General features: G+C 61.6%; 12 protein-coding genes. 10 read left to right on the top strand and 2 right to left on the bottom strand.

Going from position 1 to position 14,840, the window contains the following annotated elements; all coding sequences use genetic code 11:
• Position 1: 1 nt before the first annotated feature.
• The 9 genes from dhaL (at position 2) to EKN07_RS13120 (ending at position 11,710) form a co-directional block, all read left to right on the top strand.
• On the top strand, positions 2–649 hold the full coding sequence (gene dhaL / locus EKN07_RS05660; protein WP_241228142.1) for a dihydroxyacetone kinase subunit DhaL: 648 nt from the start codon (positions 2–4) through the stop codon (positions 647–649).
• The gene (locus tag EKN07_RS05655) at positions 646–1,443 is read left to right on the top strand and encodes an HPr family phosphocarrier protein (protein ID WP_108715952.1); all 798 of its coding nucleotides are present in this window, start codon (positions 646–648) and stop codon (positions 1,441–1,443) included. Before dhaL ends, EKN07_RS05655 begins: the two co-directional genes overlap by 4 nt.
• A 69-nt stretch (positions 1,444–1,512) precedes the next feature.
• Entirely contained in the window at positions 1,513–5,079 is a 3,567-nt protein-coding gene (gene smc, locus EKN07_RS05650) for a chromosome segregation protein SMC (RefSeq protein ID WP_126145850.1), read from the top strand.
• A 226-nt stretch (positions 5,080–5,305) separates the two neighbouring features.
• Complete coding sequence (locus EKN07_RS05645) at positions 5,306–5,911, top strand: hypothetical protein (protein ID WP_125482478.1); 606 nt, start codon at positions 5,306–5,308, stop codon at positions 5,909–5,911.
• A 198-nt stretch (positions 5,912–6,109) separates the two neighbouring features.
• The gene (gene ftsY, locus EKN07_RS05640) at positions 6,110–7,351 is read left to right on the top strand and encodes a signal recognition particle-docking protein FtsY (RefSeq protein ID WP_164546609.1); all 1,242 of its coding nucleotides are present in this window, start codon (positions 6,110–6,112) and stop codon (positions 7,349–7,351) included.
• A 139-nt stretch (positions 7,352–7,490) separates the two neighbouring features.
• Positions 7,491–9,089, top strand: coding sequence for a signal recognition particle protein (gene ffh / locus EKN07_RS05635; protein WP_108715950.1), 1,599 nt, complete (start codon positions 7,491–7,493; stop codon positions 9,087–9,089).
• Positions 9,090–9,117: 28 nt separating this feature from the next.
• On the top strand, positions 9,118–10,221 hold the full coding sequence (locus EKN07_RS05630) for an amidohydrolase family protein (protein ID WP_126145849.1): 1,104 nt from the start codon (positions 9,118–9,120) through the stop codon (positions 10,219–10,221).
• A gap of 42 nt (positions 10,222–10,263) precedes the next feature.
• Positions 10,264–11,055 carry a sulfite exporter TauE/SafE family protein gene (locus EKN07_RS05625; protein ID WP_126145848.1) on the top strand — a complete coding sequence of 264 codons (792 nt, stop codon included), beginning with the start codon at positions 10,264–10,266 and terminating at the stop codon, positions 11,053–11,055.
• Between the two features lie 529 nt (positions 11,056–11,584).
• A complete protein-coding gene (locus EKN07_RS13120; RefSeq protein ID WP_277600498.1) occupies positions 11,585–11,710 on the top strand; it encodes a hypothetical protein in 126 nt (41 codons plus the stop codon).
• A 61-nt stretch (positions 11,711–11,771) separates the two neighbouring features.
• Here the strand turns inward: EKN07_RS13120 and EKN07_RS05620 are convergent, their stop codons facing one another.
• On the bottom strand, positions 11,772–12,857 hold the full coding sequence (locus EKN07_RS05620) for a crosslink repair DNA glycosylase YcaQ family protein (RefSeq protein WP_241228141.1): 1,086 nt from the start codon (positions 12,855–12,857) through the stop codon (positions 11,772–11,774).
• Positions 12,858–13,403: 546 nt separating this feature from the next.
• Here EKN07_RS05620 and EKN07_RS05615 point away from each other — a divergent pair.
• Positions 13,404–13,844 (top strand): RpiB/LacA/LacB family sugar-phosphate isomerase, encoded by a 441-nt coding sequence (locus EKN07_RS05615; RefSeq protein WP_108716702.1) that lies wholly within the window; start codon positions 13,404–13,406, stop codon positions 13,842–13,844.
• A gap of 147 nt (positions 13,845–13,991) precedes the next feature.
• On the opposite strand, the gene EKN07_RS05610 is transcribed toward EKN07_RS05615, so the two are convergent.
• A complete protein-coding gene (locus EKN07_RS05610) occupies positions 13,992–14,807 on the bottom strand; it encodes an aldo/keto reductase (protein ID WP_108715946.1) in 816 nt (271 codons plus the stop codon).
• Positions 14,808–14,840: the final 33 nt, after the last annotated feature.

Raw genomic sequence — 14,840 nt, 5'->3', positions numbered from 1 at the left:
GGTGGCTGCTACGCTCGGAGGCCTGTGGGTTGTGGACTGGACACGCCGTGCAGCGGCGTCCATACACCGGCACCGGGAGGAACTCATCGAATTGGACCGTGCCATCGGCGACGGCGACCACGGTGAGAACCTTGACCGCGGCTACTCTGCGGCGTTGAAGGCCGTGGACAACGTGCCGGATCCGGCTCCCGCACCGCTGCTGCGTTCCATCGCGATGGCGCTGATGTCAACCGTCGGTGGCGCATCGGGGCCATTGCTCGGTACCGCCTACCTGCGTATGGCGGGTGCGGCGCGGGAAAATATTGGCCCGAATGAGCTGGTGGCGATGCTGCAAGCGGCGTGTACCGGTATTCAGGAGCGTGGCAAGGCGGCCGAGGAGGAGAAAACCATGGTCGATGCGTGGGCTCCTGCGGTCCGTGCGGCGGCTCACGCCGCCGAAGTAGGCGGCGGGTGCCATGCGGTGCTTGAAGCGGCTGCGCGGGCGGCTGCTGTTGGCGCGCAGTCCACCTTTGACATGGTCGCAACCAAGGGGCGTGCCTCATACCTGGGGGTGCGTTCTGCCGGGCATCTGGACCCCGGGGCGGTGTCAACGTCCTATATTCTGGCCGCAGCGCAGGAGGCGGCAAAGGAGGAAACAACAGGCTCATGAGCGTCGGTTTTGTGCTGGTCTCGCACTCGGCGAAGGCGGCGCAGGCGGTAGCGGAATTGGCGGCGCAAATGGCGCCGACGCTTGTGCTAGTACCGACCGGCGGCGATGCGGACGGTGGGTATGGCTCGGATTTCACCGCTGTGTTGGCCGCCTGTGAAGAAGTGGAACAGCGCTGTGAACATGTGGTCCTTATGGCCGATCTCGGCTCGGCACGTATGAGTGCGGAAATGGCCGTTGAGGCCGGTGGGACGGTTGCGGATGGAAGGCCGCGCAGGATTCTTGGAGCCGGTCCTTTCCTGGAGGGAACCGTGGCCGGTAGCGCTGCCGCGCAAGCCGGAGCGGGTGTTGATGAAGTTCTTAATGCGGTTGCATCGCCACTAGCCCAATGGATTTCCGAGGATGGGCCCGGAGTGACGGGCAACGCGAGCTTCACCGGTGCCTCGACGGACGGGCACCAGATGCGCTCGGTGCAGGTAGGCACCGAGTCGGCGACCGGCGGCACGAGCGACGCTGGTGCAGTCCCGGCGTCCGGGCGGCAGTACTCCCGGCAGGTGGTAATTGCCGATAGTGCTGGCCTGCATGCGCGTCCGGCGGCTCTCCTGGCACAACTGGTAGCCAAACAGCCAGTGCGGATCCTTGTCAATGGCGCGGAGGCCGACTCGATGATGACGCTGATGCTGTTGGGTGTCAGCTTCGGCGATACGGTTACCGTTTCCAGCCCCGACGCCGATGCGCGGCAGGCAGTGGATACCGTGGCCGATGCCATCGCAGCCGGCCTGGAGGAACCGGCGTAAGCGCAGGATTTCTCCCACGCCCAGGCCGGATGACCGCTAGGGGCTTAAACGTGCCCTATTGTGGGATACGTGCATTTGAAGACCTTGACGTTGCGCGGATTCAAATCCTTCGCATCCGCCACCACCATGCGCTTCGAACCGGGGATTAACTGCGTCGTCGGCCCGAACGGTTCGGGGAAGTCGAATGTGGTGGATGCGCTCGCCTGGGTGATGGGGGAACAGGGAGTAAAGACGCTGCGCGGTAGCGCCATGGCCGATGTCATCTTCGCCGGCACGTCGAAGCGTCCCGCGCTGGGACGTGCTGAAGTTGCGTTAACCATCGATAACGCCGACAGTGCCCTACCCATTGACTACACCGAAGTGACGATATCGCGGACGCTATTCCGTTCGGGCGGGTCCGAGTACGCGATCAATGGAACCTCCTGCCGCCTACTCGATATTCAGGAGCTTCTTTCCGATACGGGTATGGGCCGTGAGATGCACGTTGTGATCGGCCAGGGGCGGCTCGACGCGGTTTTGACGGCGAACCCGGAGGACCGACGCGGTTTCATTGAGGAGGCTGCCGGCGTTTTGAAGCATCGGCGGCGCAAGGAAAAGGCGCTGCGCAAACTGGAATCAATGCAAGGTTCCTTTACCCGCATCGAGGACCTCACCACCGAGCTGCGGCGTCAGCTCGGACCGCTTGCCAAGCAGGCGGAGGCGGCGCGGCGCGCACAGATCATCCAGGCTGATGCGCGCGATGCACGCTCCCGACTACTGGCCGACGATCTGGCACAGCAACAGGCGCGCGTCCAAGCGGAGCATGTGGATGCTGAGAAACTCGCTCAACAGCAGGCGGAGAACGCACGGCAGGTGGAAGCGGCGCGTGAACGCGTGGCGGCGTTGGAGGAGGCGGCGGCGCAGGCGAGTCCGGAACTGGCGCGACTCACCGAACAATGGGAGCGCCTGACATCCCTGGAGGAGCGGTTTCGCTCGCTCGGTCAGGTGGCTGCGGAACGTGTGCGTTCGCTACAGGCGGCCACTACCGCGCGTAGCCACGGCGAAACACCCGAAGAGATCCGGCAGCGGGCGGCCGAGGCACAACAACAAGAAGATTCCTTGGCCGAGGAAGTCACCGCCTCCCAGGACCGTTTGACGCAGGCCATCGCGGAGCGCGAGAAACTTGAGGCGCACGAACGCACGGTCGAACGCGAGTTGGCGGAACTGAACCGTGCGGCTGCCGACCGTCGCGAAGACGCTGCCCGCCTGCTGGGGCAGATTCAAACGGTTACAACCAGAATAGAGTCGCTGGGCGAGGAAGCGGAGCGAGTGGCGACGTCGTTAGAGGCAGCTCGCGCACGTGCTAACAATGCGGCTACGGAGTGCGCTCGCCTCGAAGAGGATATTGTGGCCGCATCGGATACCGACGATGTTCTAGCGATCACTCATGAGGAGACTTCGCGTGAGTTGGCGGCCGCGCAGCGTGCTGTGGCTCAGGCGCGTGACGCACAGCAGGAAGCGCGAGAACAGGCAGCCGCGTGGAACGCCAAAGCGGATGCGCTGGGGTTGTCGCTGGTTCCGGAGGACGCCACGGCATGGGCGCTGGAATCCGGCCCGCGCATCACCGGCGTTTTGCGGGAGCAACTCAGGGTTGACCAGGGGTGGGAAACGGCTCTGGAGGCGGCACTGGCTGGTGCGGCGACGGCGGTTGTCGGTAAGGATTTGGACGCGGCGGTGGACACGCTGCGCGCCGCGCGGGAAGCCGCGGCCGGGCACTTGGAAATTGTCATTACTTCGGCCGGTGGGGCCGATGAGCGGGAGGAGGAGAACACGCGCGCACTGGCGGAGGCCTGGAAACACGTTCAGCCAGATGTTGACGCGGCCGTTGTCGCGCTTTCTGTTCTTGAGGCCCAGCCCGGTATACAAAGTGCCGTGAATCATTTGCTTGCCGGAGCTGCCCTCGCTGCCGACCTCGTGACCGCGCGCAAACTCATCGACGCGGGCGCGCCACTGGTGGCGACGCGGCAGGGCGATGTGCTCACCGCCTACCGGGCATGGGGAGGGGAGAACTCCCAGGCATCCTTACTCGCCCGGCAGAGCGCATACGAAGAGGCGCTTGGGCAGGCGCAGGAGGCGGCGCAAACGGCGCAGTCACTGGCACGGAGTCTGGCGGAGGCCGAGTCGCGGTTAGCGGAGGCTGAGGCGGAGAATGAGCGAACGGGGGCTGAGTTGGCGGCGCGCGATTCAAAACTCGCAGCTACCACGGCGCAGCTGGGCGCGTTACGGCAAACGCTGGCCAATGCCTCCGAGGAGGTCACCCGATCTGAAGAGCGTCAGGAGCGGCTTCTCAGCGAACTCGAAGAGCGCCGTGCGGCCTTGCTCGGCCTTCAAGCACGGCAAGAGGTAGCCAGTACCGGGCCGGAGGCATTCGAGGAGCGCGTGCAGGAAGCGGGCAAGCAACGGGACGAGGCGCATCAGAAGACCCGCACCGCACGGCAGGCTGAGACGGAAGCACGTCTGCATTTGCGTACGCGGGAAGAACGCCTTCGCGCCATTGCCGGACGCGGAGAGTCTCTGCGCCGCCAGGCGGCTGCGGTCGAGGAGCGAATCCGCCGGGAGGAGCAGGCGGCACAACGGCGGGCGGTGGCGGCGCAGTCGGCATCCGAGGTTGGCGTATGGGCGCAACGTGCGCTTTCCGCGGCCGGAGCGCTGCGCACACAGGTGGGAGAGAAGCGTGCTGCAGCGGATTCGTCGCGTTCGGCACGGGAAACGGAGATTTCCGCCGCTCGGCGGCACCTTGACGAACTGCAGTCCGCGCAGCGTGAACTAGCGGATCTCGGCCATCGCCGCGAACTGGCTCGCGCAGAGCTGCGCCTACGGTTTGAGCAACTTTCGGCGCAGGCCCTGGAAGAACTGGGAATGGAGGCGGAGGGTCTTATCGAGGAGTACGGACCTCTTGCCATGATCCCCACCGAAGATGGCGAAGTGCCCTATGTGCGCGAGGAACAGGAGAGAAGGTTGGCGCGAGCGGAGCGCGATCTGGCACGGCTTGGGAAGATCAATCCGCTGGCGCTGGAGGAACATGCCGCGTTGGAGGAGCGGCAACGTTACCTGGCCGGTCAACTCATGGATCTGCGCAAGTCTCGCGATGACTTGCTGCAGATCGTTCGCGATCTCGATGAGCATATCGAAGATGTGCTGCGATCAGCATTGGCCGATGTCGCCGACCGTTTCACGGAGGTCTTCGCGCGACTTTTTCCTGGCGGCGAGGGGCGTCTCGTTCTCACGGACCCCGACTCGCCGCTGACAACCGGTATCGAAATTGAGGCCCGACCGGCAGGAAAGCGGGTGAAGCGACTGTCGTTGCTATCCGGTGGCGAGCGGTCATTGACGGCCATTGCATTCCTGGTGGCAATTTTCATGGCGCGTCCCTCCCCGTTCTATGTCATGGATGAGGTGGAGGCAGCGCTCGACGACGTGAACCTGTCGCGCCTGATCGAGATCTTCAAGGAGCTGCAGCACTCGTCCCAACTGCTGATCATCACTCACCAGAAACGGACCATGGAAATCGCCGATACACTCTACGGTGTCGCGATGCGTGAGGAAGGTCTCACCAGTGTGGTGTCGCAGCGAATGCGCGATATGGCACCACAATGAGCGGCCGAGGCGATAAACATCGTATAACGGCGGTACTGGCGGAATCTTGCCACTATGGGCAACCCTGCCCGTCTGAGCCGCATTATTGTGTAATCGGAACGAAACCAAGCTTTATCAAATTGTTGCGAAATGCTTGACATGCACAACGTGAGGGTGTAATGGAGTTCACGGCGTGTCGAGCCGCGCCTCACTGAATTCATACAGATTCTCGGCGATAATTGACTACGTGTTTGCTGCAATTCTCATCGTGCTCGCTGTTTTGGCTGCGGTCTGGACAATCTACTACCTCGTGTTCGCTTCGAGTGGGCGCGACGTCAACTCGGTAGTCTCCGACACGGTGAGCGCATTGCGTTCGGACGGTGCGTCTGTCGACGATTTTGAGGTGCGGGTCAGAGATGCTGGAGTCTCGGATGTCTTTAGCAGTTTTCCGGTGGATGACGACCCCTACATTCGTCCGGAGGATATCGAGAACGAGTGGAGCCGGATGGTCACCATGGAACGGCACGCGACGGCGTCGATGAAGGCGGTCTCCGCTCCGGTCTTTGCCAAGGTGAGCGAAGCTGCGTCGGCGGTATTGCCATCCAAAAGGGGCGAGGGCGAGGAGCCGTCTGGCGATTTGGAGCCTGCGGAGGCGGCGCACGCAGTACAGGGAAACGCTGCTGGCGATGAAAACGCGGTGGCACAAACTGCTGCGGATAGCGTGGATAATGCTCCAACCGGTCCACGCCAAGCGGCTAGTGGCATCGATCCGCTGAGCGACCTCGTGCAGGACTCACATCCGCTGCAACCCACATGGCCAAAGCCGAGTATGCAGCAGCGCCGCTCAGCCTAAACGCTGCGCCATAGGGGCGGGGTAGGCGGCGTGGTCGCACCGCCGCCAAGCGAAGGTATCTGGATGGCGGCACTCTGGTTGGAGACGGATACGTTGCTCAGGGGTGAATACAGATATCAACCGCGCAGCGGGCTGTGATCCGCGACGTTGTGAGCGGACGCTCTACGCTAGCGGTACCGGTCCCGCTAGACTGGCTGCGTGGATAAGACTCAGACGATCACTATTATCATCGTTGCCATTCTCGCCGCGGTTGGTGTGATTGCAGCCGTTGTGGTGAAGGGAAGGCGGCGCGACGACTACCGCCTGCCGCCCGTGCAGGAGAAGCCCGCGCTTCCGGAGGCCGGTTCTGAAGAAGCGGTACCAGCAGGTGATCAGGCCCTTCCCGGCGAGCCGGAGGTAGTGGCCGAGCCGGAAATCACGGTTGTCCCGCTCGAGATGCCGGAGTCGCTTCCATCACGAATGCAACGCCTGCGCGCCCGGCTTGCCCGATCCGGGGGACTCGGCAAGACTCTGCTATCCATTCTTTCCCGTGGTGATTTGTCGCCGGCGGACTGGGAAGAAATTGAAGATACCCTGCTGATGGCCGATGTCGGGCTGGATCCGACGGCGGAAATCATGGACGCCCTGCGCACGCAAACGAAGGTTGAAGGCACGCGGGATCCCGAGCGTGTACGGGCCATCCTCCGATCTGAACTCATTCGCCTCGTCGATGCCGATATGGATCGCAGCCTGCATGTGGAGGCGCCCGTGTCAAATGCGGATGAGACTGCGGCGGCATCTTCCCCGGACGACGCTGATGTTACCCCGGGTAGCACCGGAAGTGAGGTCTCTCATCCCGCTTCTATCTTGATGGTCGGTGTGAACGGTACCGGAAAGACGACAACGGTCGGAAAGCTGGCGCGCGTACTCGTTGCAGAAGGAAAGACGGTGCTTCTCGGTGCGGCCGACACTTTCCGTGCCGCCGCGGCGGACCAGCTCACCACCTGGGGCGAGCGTGTGGGCGTTGACGTTGTGCGCTCGGAACGCGAGGGTGCCGATCCGGCCTCGGTCGCCTTCGAAGCGATTAAACAGGGAACCGAACGCGGCGTCGACGTCGTCGTCGTTGATACCGCCGGCCGTCTGCAGAACAAGGCGGGACTGATGGACGAGCTCGGCAAAATCAAGAGGGTGATGGAGCGTCAGGCGCCGGTGAGCGAAGTACTACTCGTTCTGGATGCCACAACCGGGCAGAACGGGATGCGTCAGGCGCAGGTGTTCGCCGAGGTCACCGGCATTACAGGCATTGTTCTGACTAAGCTGGATGGCACGGCGAAGGGCGGCATCGTCATCGCAGTGCAGCGCGAACTCGGAGTGCCCGTTAAGTTCATCGGCCTGGGGGAGGGTGCAGACGACCTTGCGCCCTTCGTACCGGAGGACTTTGTCGACGCCCTTCTGGGCTGACAACTTCGAGGCGTCCCTTCGTCCCTCATGCAGCCGTGATGATTCTCGGACGGGAGGAGGCGAGGGCGTACCGGGCATTGCGATAGCCGACTGGCGTAGACTGTGCGAAGTATGACGATCACAAACCGAAGGCAGGACTGTGTTTAATACGCTCTCCGACCGTATTACCGGCTCATTTAAGAATCTGCGCTCGAAGGGGCGGCTCTCCGCAGCAGATGTGGAGGAGACCGTTTCCGAGATCCGGCGCGCACTGTTGGATGCGGATGTCGCGCTCCCTGTTGTCCGTTCCTTCACCGCGGCAGTGCGGGAGAAGGCTACCGGTGCGCTCGCATCGCAAGCGCTGAACCCGGCGCAGCAGGTGGTGCGAATCGTCAACGATGAGTTGGTGGAGATCCTCGGCGGACAGTCGCGGGAGCTCGCGCTGGCGGCGAACCCGCCCACCGTCATCATGCTCGCCGGCTTGCAGGGCGCTGGAAAGACCACGTTGGCTGGAAAGCTTGGCGTGTGGCTGCGCGAGAGGTCGCATCGAGTACTCTTAGTGGCGTCCGACTTGCAGCGTCCAAATGCCGTCACCCAGCTTCAGGTGGTCGGCGAGCAGGCCGGGGTTGATGTGTGGGCGCCTGAACCGGGCAATGGAGTCGGCGACCCGGTGCAGGTGGCTCGTAGCGGCGTGGCTCATGCGAGTGAGCAGGGTTATGACATCGTCGTGGTGGATACCGCGGGACGGCTCGGCGTCGACGAGGAGATGATGCAGCAGGCGATTGATATTCGCGCTGCCGTCAATCCGGACGAGGTGCTGTTCGTGGTTGATGCCATGATCGGCCAGGATGCCGTTGCGACGGCCAACGCCTTCCAAGAAGGAGTTGGATTCACCGGCGTCGTACTTTCCAAACTCGACGGAGACACCCGTGGTGGTGCGGCGCTATCGGTGCGCGGGGTCACCGGTGTTCCGATTCTTTTCGCGTCTACCGGCGAGAAGCTCGGCGACTTCGAACAGTTCCACGCCGACCGAATGGCCTCGCGCATCCTCGATATGGGTGACATTCTCACCCTTATCGAGCAGGCGGAGCGGACCTGGGATGAACAGCAACAAGCCGAACTGGCCAATAAGATGGCTGGCGGCGACTTCACCCTGAACGACTTCATCGATCAGCTGCACCAGATCAAGCGCATGGGTTCCATGAAGAAGATCATGGGAATGCTGCCGGGAATGGGACAGTACCGGCAGGCGCTGGAGGAATTCGATGAGAGCTCGGTTGACCGTATTGAGGCCATCGTGAACTCCATGACACCGGCGGAGCGGAACGACCCGAAGATTCTCAACGGTTCGCGTCGTCTACGGATTGCCAACGGTTCCGGTACCACGGTGCAGGAAATCAACGCGTTCATTAACCGCTTCGAGCAGGCCCGCAAGATGATGCAGCAGCTCTCCCGCGGCGGCGGGGTGCCCGGCATGCCGGGGATGTCCGGAGGTGGGGGAGGCGGCTCCCGCAAGGTGAAGCGTTCGCAGAAGAAGCGATCCGGCTCGAAGAAAGGACGTTCCGGCAATCCGGCGAAGCGTGCTCGCCAGGAGGCGGAGGCCGCAGCACGGGCCAATCTCGAAGCGCAACAGGCCGCCGGCACGCAGTCCGCGCCGGGAAGTGCCTTCGGACTGCCACAACAGCCGACCAATGCCGGGGCGGCTCACCCCAGCCTGGACGATATCGATATGACGGACCTGCAGCGCTTCCTGCGCTGAGGAGTAGCGCGGGCGGATCGGAGCGCAGATGACCGGCTATCACCTGACGGGCACCTTGCGGGGTAGCGAACGTAGCGAGGTGTGGATCAAGGACGGACTCATCAGCTACTGCGCGCCGTCCGGTCCGGTTGAGCAGATCACCGGTTGGATTTACCCCGGTCTCCTGGACGCACATACACACCCGGGCCTGAGCCGCACGTCGGAACAGGTCTGCGATGCTGAGGTGTTAAGGCGGCTGATGGTGTGCCGTGGTCTGGGTGTTACACACATCCGAGAAATGGGCGCACAACGCGACGTCGCGCCCCTACTGGGCTCCGGCCTGCCCAAGGTGCTGCGGGCCGGTCAACACCTTGCGCGCCCGATGCGCTACCTGCGCTACCTCGCCGTCGAGCTGGAACCGCGCGATCTACCCGCGGAAGCGGAACGGCAGGCACGTCGGGGCGATGGCTGGGTGAAAATCGTCGGAGACTGGATCGACCGCTCGGAAGGAGCGGACTCCGATCTGTGCGCGCTGTGGCCACGCAACGTGCTGGTGGACGCCGTCGCCGCAGTACACGATGCCGGTGCGCGCGTTGCGGTGCACACCTTCGCGGCCAGGACCGTTGATGATCTGTTGGAGGCCGGCGTCGACAGCATTGAGCACGGCTCAGGCATGGTACGCGATCATTTCATCGAGGCACGGGATCAGGGCATTCTGGTTGACCCGACCCTGCGACAGGTGGCCACTTTCCCCGATATTGCGGCGCGGGCCACCAAGTACCCGGTGTACAAGGAACATATGCTCACCATGGATGCACGGCGCCGCGACCATGTGGCCCTGATGCTGGAAGTCGGCGGGCATTTCATTATGGGATCCGACACCGATGGCGATGTGGCCGAACTAGGAGGTCTGCCGCGGGAGTTGATATGCGCGGTGGCAGACGGGATGCCAGCCGATGTGGTGATGGCGGCAGCGTCCTACGATGGTCGTCGCCGACTTGGCCTGCCCACCTGGGAAGAAGGAGCTCCGGCGGATTTCGTGGTGTACGACGCCGACCCCGAGGAAGATATCGCGGTGACCCAGCAGCCGTCGGTGGTGTTTATCGATGGCCTGCCATTTCGCGACACGGAGGCGGCCGTTCCCCGGCGCTGAACAGGCCGCTTCTACGGCGGAGCAACGCCCTATACTGGCTGCGTGAAAGCAATTGATGGACGGTACCCCATTCCTCGACTCATCATCACCGGATTAGCCGCCGGGCTTCTGTCCGGACTGTTCGGGATTGGTGGTGGAACGGTTATCGTTCCGCTTCTCACGCTGTGGATCGGCATGGACCACAAGGTTGCCGCGGGTACGTCGATCACGGCCATGTTGCCGACGGCGTTGGTGGGAGTTACGAGTTACGCGTTGCGTGGAAACATCAACTGGCTGGTTGCGTTGGCCCTTGCCTTAGGCATAACGGTCGGCGCGCAGCTCGGTAGCAGGCTGCTTGACCGCCTCCCCTTGAACGTTGTCAAGGGAGCATTTGTTGCTTTCCTCCTCGCGGTTGTCGTGACTCTTTGGTTCGTCATTCCGGTGCGGGATTCGCATTTTCACATGACGTGGCTGTCCTTTCTACTGCTTATCCTCACTGGATTACTCACCGGTGTTATCGCGGGGCCGATCGGTGTGGGTGGTGGTGCCATCGTGGTGCCCGCGATGATGTTCTTCTTCGGCATCGGGGATCTTGTTGCGCGAGGCTCTTCTCTTCTTATGATGATTCCGGGCTCTATTTCCGGCACTGTTGCGAATACGAAACGAGGCAACGTCAATGTGCGGGCCGGTTTGATCGTTGGTCTGGCAGCCTCGGTGTGTGTGCCATTCAGCTCCTATCTTGCGGGGGTGTTCACGCCTTTCCAAGGAAATGTGCTGTTCTCGGCGTATCTGCTTTTCGTGGCCGGGCAAATGATTTGGCGAGCCTACAAGGAATCGAAGGCGAAGGGCCGTTAGGGGGCGTACTAGAGCTGTGAAGAAAGAGCGGTGTACGGGCGCTATCCGGGTGGCTGTACCGGGCACTCGCCGACACCTGGTCATGCGTTGGGGTTCGAAATTGCGTGCGCTCTTTTCTTGGAATGCATGGTGATGTCAATCTGGCGGGTGGCTGTACAGAGGTAGTGAGCTCGAGTGGCCGAAGTGCGTTTGGAATGGTCGGCCATTGCGTGCGGACTGAGGAACCACTGGCTCCTAGCACCAATAGGATGGACCGGAACCAGTTGGCATGCCATCGCGCGCAACTGCAGACCTGGGCTCTGAGCGTCCTTTCCGGCCCGGCGGCAGACTCTCTACGTTCGAATACCGGTGCTCCTGTGGGTCAGATGGTGAGGGTGGGTGTTGAGGTAGCGCGCGGCTTAGGCGGGGCAGGCCTGCCCCTGATGCGCGGATACGGGCATAACAGGGGTGAATCACCGCTCTATCGATGGCGATGGTCGCAAAGAGTGGAACGTCGTACGCGCTGCCCCTCGCCAGCAAAAGAATAGATATGGTCACCGATATCGGTATCTGGATTGTTAGCGATTTGGATGAGCTCGAATTCCGCTCTGGATATGATGACTCGTTCGATATGACTCATCATGACACCCTGGCAACTGACCTACACGTTTCGTAGGCATACGACAGTACTGTGCAGCCTGGCTCGGAGCACTCGTGTCAGTCGATTGGTGGCCGGTTTATGAAGCTTTAACCTGGATGCCAGCGGGGGCGAGCTTCTCTTGTACTGCTGCAGCGTGCTTCGCGTCGACTACGAATGAGGCAGGCGTTCCTTTTTCCTTGTATCCGACGATCTGGTGGCCCAGGAGGATACTCGAAGCTAACCAGCCGCCCGGACGAACGACTCCCTTTGCGATGGACGGCGAGCTGAAGAGACTGGATCGTGAAGCGGTGGTGACAATGTATGGATCAAACTCAGGTAGCACTATCGGTGACAAGTCACCAGAAGAGGCCACCTTGTGCCCCGATGTGGCAGAAGCAGAGCGCGGCACGGATTGAACATCATCGGGTCGCAACGGTATCGGGGTTGTATTGGGAACGTCGGCATCGAGTTTCAGCGGTTTTAGATCGGCGGCCCTTATCCCTAGCCAACGCTGAAAGTCGCGCGGTAAAGCTGGCCCATAACCAGTGAGAAAGCGTTCCCATAGCAATGAGCCATGAGCTTCGACAACGTCCGGTACCCGAGTATCTGGTAAAGGAGAATCTATGCGGAAGAGCGTTCCACGAGAGTCGTTGCTAACGACTTCTAATACGTAGCGGCAGGCGATCAGTTTCATGACTCCGCCCCAAGGCGTATGCGCGGTGCTCGCGGTTTCACTTCCAAAGCGCGTAGCGGTCACTTCGTACAGCTGATCGCGCGAATGGGGTGAGCCGTCGTGAAGTTCTTCAAGGAGGAAGTCGATGAGCTTCTCCAGTTGTCTTCCGGTAAGTCCATGATTTTCAAGCACTCGTCTCGTTTCAGCTTCGTTTCGTTCACGTGAGAGCAGTGTAAGAACTCTAGCGTCGGAGCGAGTTGCCAGTTGAAGCGTGCCACGAATAGACCATGTACGTATCAAGTCTGTTGAACCATTCGTAGTGCGGAGTTTCCAGCTGGCGTGAGCCGCACGGCCTATTTGTGCTTGGAAACAGACAAGATTATCTAGGACCGTGGCTATATCGGGTGCTGGTGACCCCAGATACTGTCTCTCGGGTCGTGAAGCGAGATCAATCTGGCTGAGTGCATTCCTCTTCACGAGACCAGTCTCGCATAGAACGCTGGGCCACATGCGATGCAGCTTCGCAACTTCTCGCAACGCCTTCCGGTACTTCCTCGGTGCACTCGTAGCAGTCAGCCTTCGGTGCATCTACCCACTCCGCCAAGTCCGGTACAATTCGGTACGTCCCACCCGCATCCCATTGTCAGGCCAATCCCAACGAACCGCTGGTACCTGAAGGGGCCGAAGCCCGCGGAACGGATGACGCGGTGGTCATGCTGCCGGTGGTCGTGGGGCTCCCGGTGCCTGTGGGCATGTATGTTCGTCGGACTGTCACTGAATGGCGGGCGGTGCCGCACCGCCCCACCGCCATCGGATTGCCTGGGCAAATGACCACCGCACCGTTTGGAACGTGCGCATATGACCGGTTTTCGGCTGTGGAACAGGCAATAAACGGCATCCTGACGGGCGAGACGAGTGTCGAGTACGCTGGAGGCGTTTTCGTTGTCCAGTCGATGCGCGGCTCATGCGCATAGAATGAGAAGCGGGCCAACGATGCCCACCCGCTGTGGCGGCGGAATGACGCGCGGCTACACAACCACTGAGGCAGGAGTACGTATGAAGCTCATTTTCGGATGTGATCCGAACGCTACTGAATTTAAGAAGGCGCTGATGGCCAAGGCCGAGGAGCTCGGCCACGAAGTCATCGACTATGGTGCCGATGACCCGATCTACGCCAATGTCGCCGTGCAGGTTGCGGAAGATGTTGTGGCCGGCAAGGCTGACCGCGGTGTAGTCGTTTGCGGTACCGGTATTGGTGTCTCCATCGCCGCCAACAAAGTCAAGGGCGCTTACTGCGCCTGCGTAACAGACGTCTACCAGGCACAGCGGGCGACGCTCTCCAATAATGCCAATCTCATTGCCATGGGATCTCAGGTACTCGGCATCGAGACCGCGAAGGTACTGCTGGAGAACTACTTGGCGAACGAGTTTGACCCGCAGTCGCGCAGTGGAGTCAAGGTGCAGCGCATCTGCGATTATGAGGATGAGACGCGCTGAGACACTCAAGCTGAGCCACTCAAACTGACCGGCGCTACCGGGCGGTAATAGAGCCGCCACAGGCTGAGGCCGTGAGATAACCGGGTAGCCGCCCGAGAGGGGCTACCCGGTTATGTTTGTGCACATGACGCTCTTCTTTCGCCTGTGTTAGAGCATTTCCAGCGGTTCAGGGCCGGTGGGCGGTGAAAACAACACGTTGAGTTCGGCCAGCACCGAGCTATCCAGTTTGAGCGAAGCCGCCGCGGCGTTCTCCTCCATCCGCGAGCGATGGCTCGTTTTCGGAATGGCAACGATACCGCCGTCGCGAACCACCCATGCCAGCGCTAAGGTGGCAGGCGATACACCCAGGTCCGCCGCGATGCCAGCAAGATGTTTTCCATTGCGGCCGTGGAAGAGGCGCGCCTGCTCCAGCGGTGAGTAGGCCATAATGTCAATTCCGGCAGAGCGCAAGTAGGGCAGCAGATCATATTCAGGCCCGCGGCGGGTGAGATTATAGAGAATCTGATTGGCGGCGGGAACGGCGCCGATCTCCTCCAAGTCGGCCATGTCTGACATGTCGAAGTTTGATACGCCCCATCTTCCTATCAGGCCGTCGCTGACGGCCTCCTCCAGCGCGTCAACGGTCTCGGCCAGCGGGTGCCCGCCCCGCCAGTGGTACAGATACAGATCCACATGGTCGGTGCGGAGGCGACGTAGCGAAGCTTCGAGTGCGCGGCGCGTTCCACGAGCGGAGGCGTTACTCGGCAGAACCTTCGTAACAAGAAAGACCTCATCGCGACGACCGGCGATGGCCTCGCCTACGAGTTCCTCTGCTGCTCCGCTGCCGTACATCTCCGCCGTGTCAACAACGTGCAGGCCAAGATCGAGTCCGTGGCGGATCGCGGCGACCTCGCTATCATGCAGGCGTGCCTGTTCGCCCATGTACCAGGTTCCAATTCCAATGGAGACATCCGTGAGGTTCATATTCCGAGACTAGTACCTTCATCGTAGCAATGC

It is taken from the genome of Actinobaculum sp. 352 (assembly GCF_003957265.1).
Classification (GTDB): domain Bacteria; phylum Actinomycetota; class Actinomycetes; order Actinomycetales; family Actinomycetaceae; genus Asp313.
The sequence above is the reverse complement of the archived record's forward strand: the minus strand, read 5'-3'. Positions and strand labels throughout refer to the sequence as shown.

What these genes read in the sequence shown, in the direction of transcription:
- EKN07_RS05655 (WP_108715952.1), top strand. Translation starts at nt 646, where the DNA reads ATGAGCGTCGGTTTTGTGCTGGTCTCGCACTCGGCGAAGGCGGCGCAG.
- EKN07_RS05630 (WP_126145849.1), top strand. Translation starts at nt 9,118, where the DNA reads ATGACCGGCTATCACCTGACGGGCACCTTGCGGGGTAGCGAACGTAGC.
- EKN07_RS13120 (WP_277600498.1), top strand. Translation starts at nt 11,585, where the DNA reads ATGGTCACCGATATCGGTATCTGGATTGTTAGCGATTTGGATGAGCTC.
- EKN07_RS05620 (WP_241228141.1), bottom strand. Translation starts at nt 12,857, where the DNA reads ATGTGGCCCAGCGTTCTATGCGAGACTGGTCTCGTGAAGAGGAATGCA.
- EKN07_RS05615 (WP_108716702.1), top strand. Translation starts at nt 13,404, where the DNA reads ATGAAGCTCATTTTCGGATGTGATCCGAACGCTACTGAATTTAAGAAG.
- EKN07_RS05610 (WP_108715946.1), bottom strand. Translation starts at nt 14,807, where the DNA reads ATGAACCTCACGGATGTCTCCATTGGAATTGGAACCTGGTACATGGGC.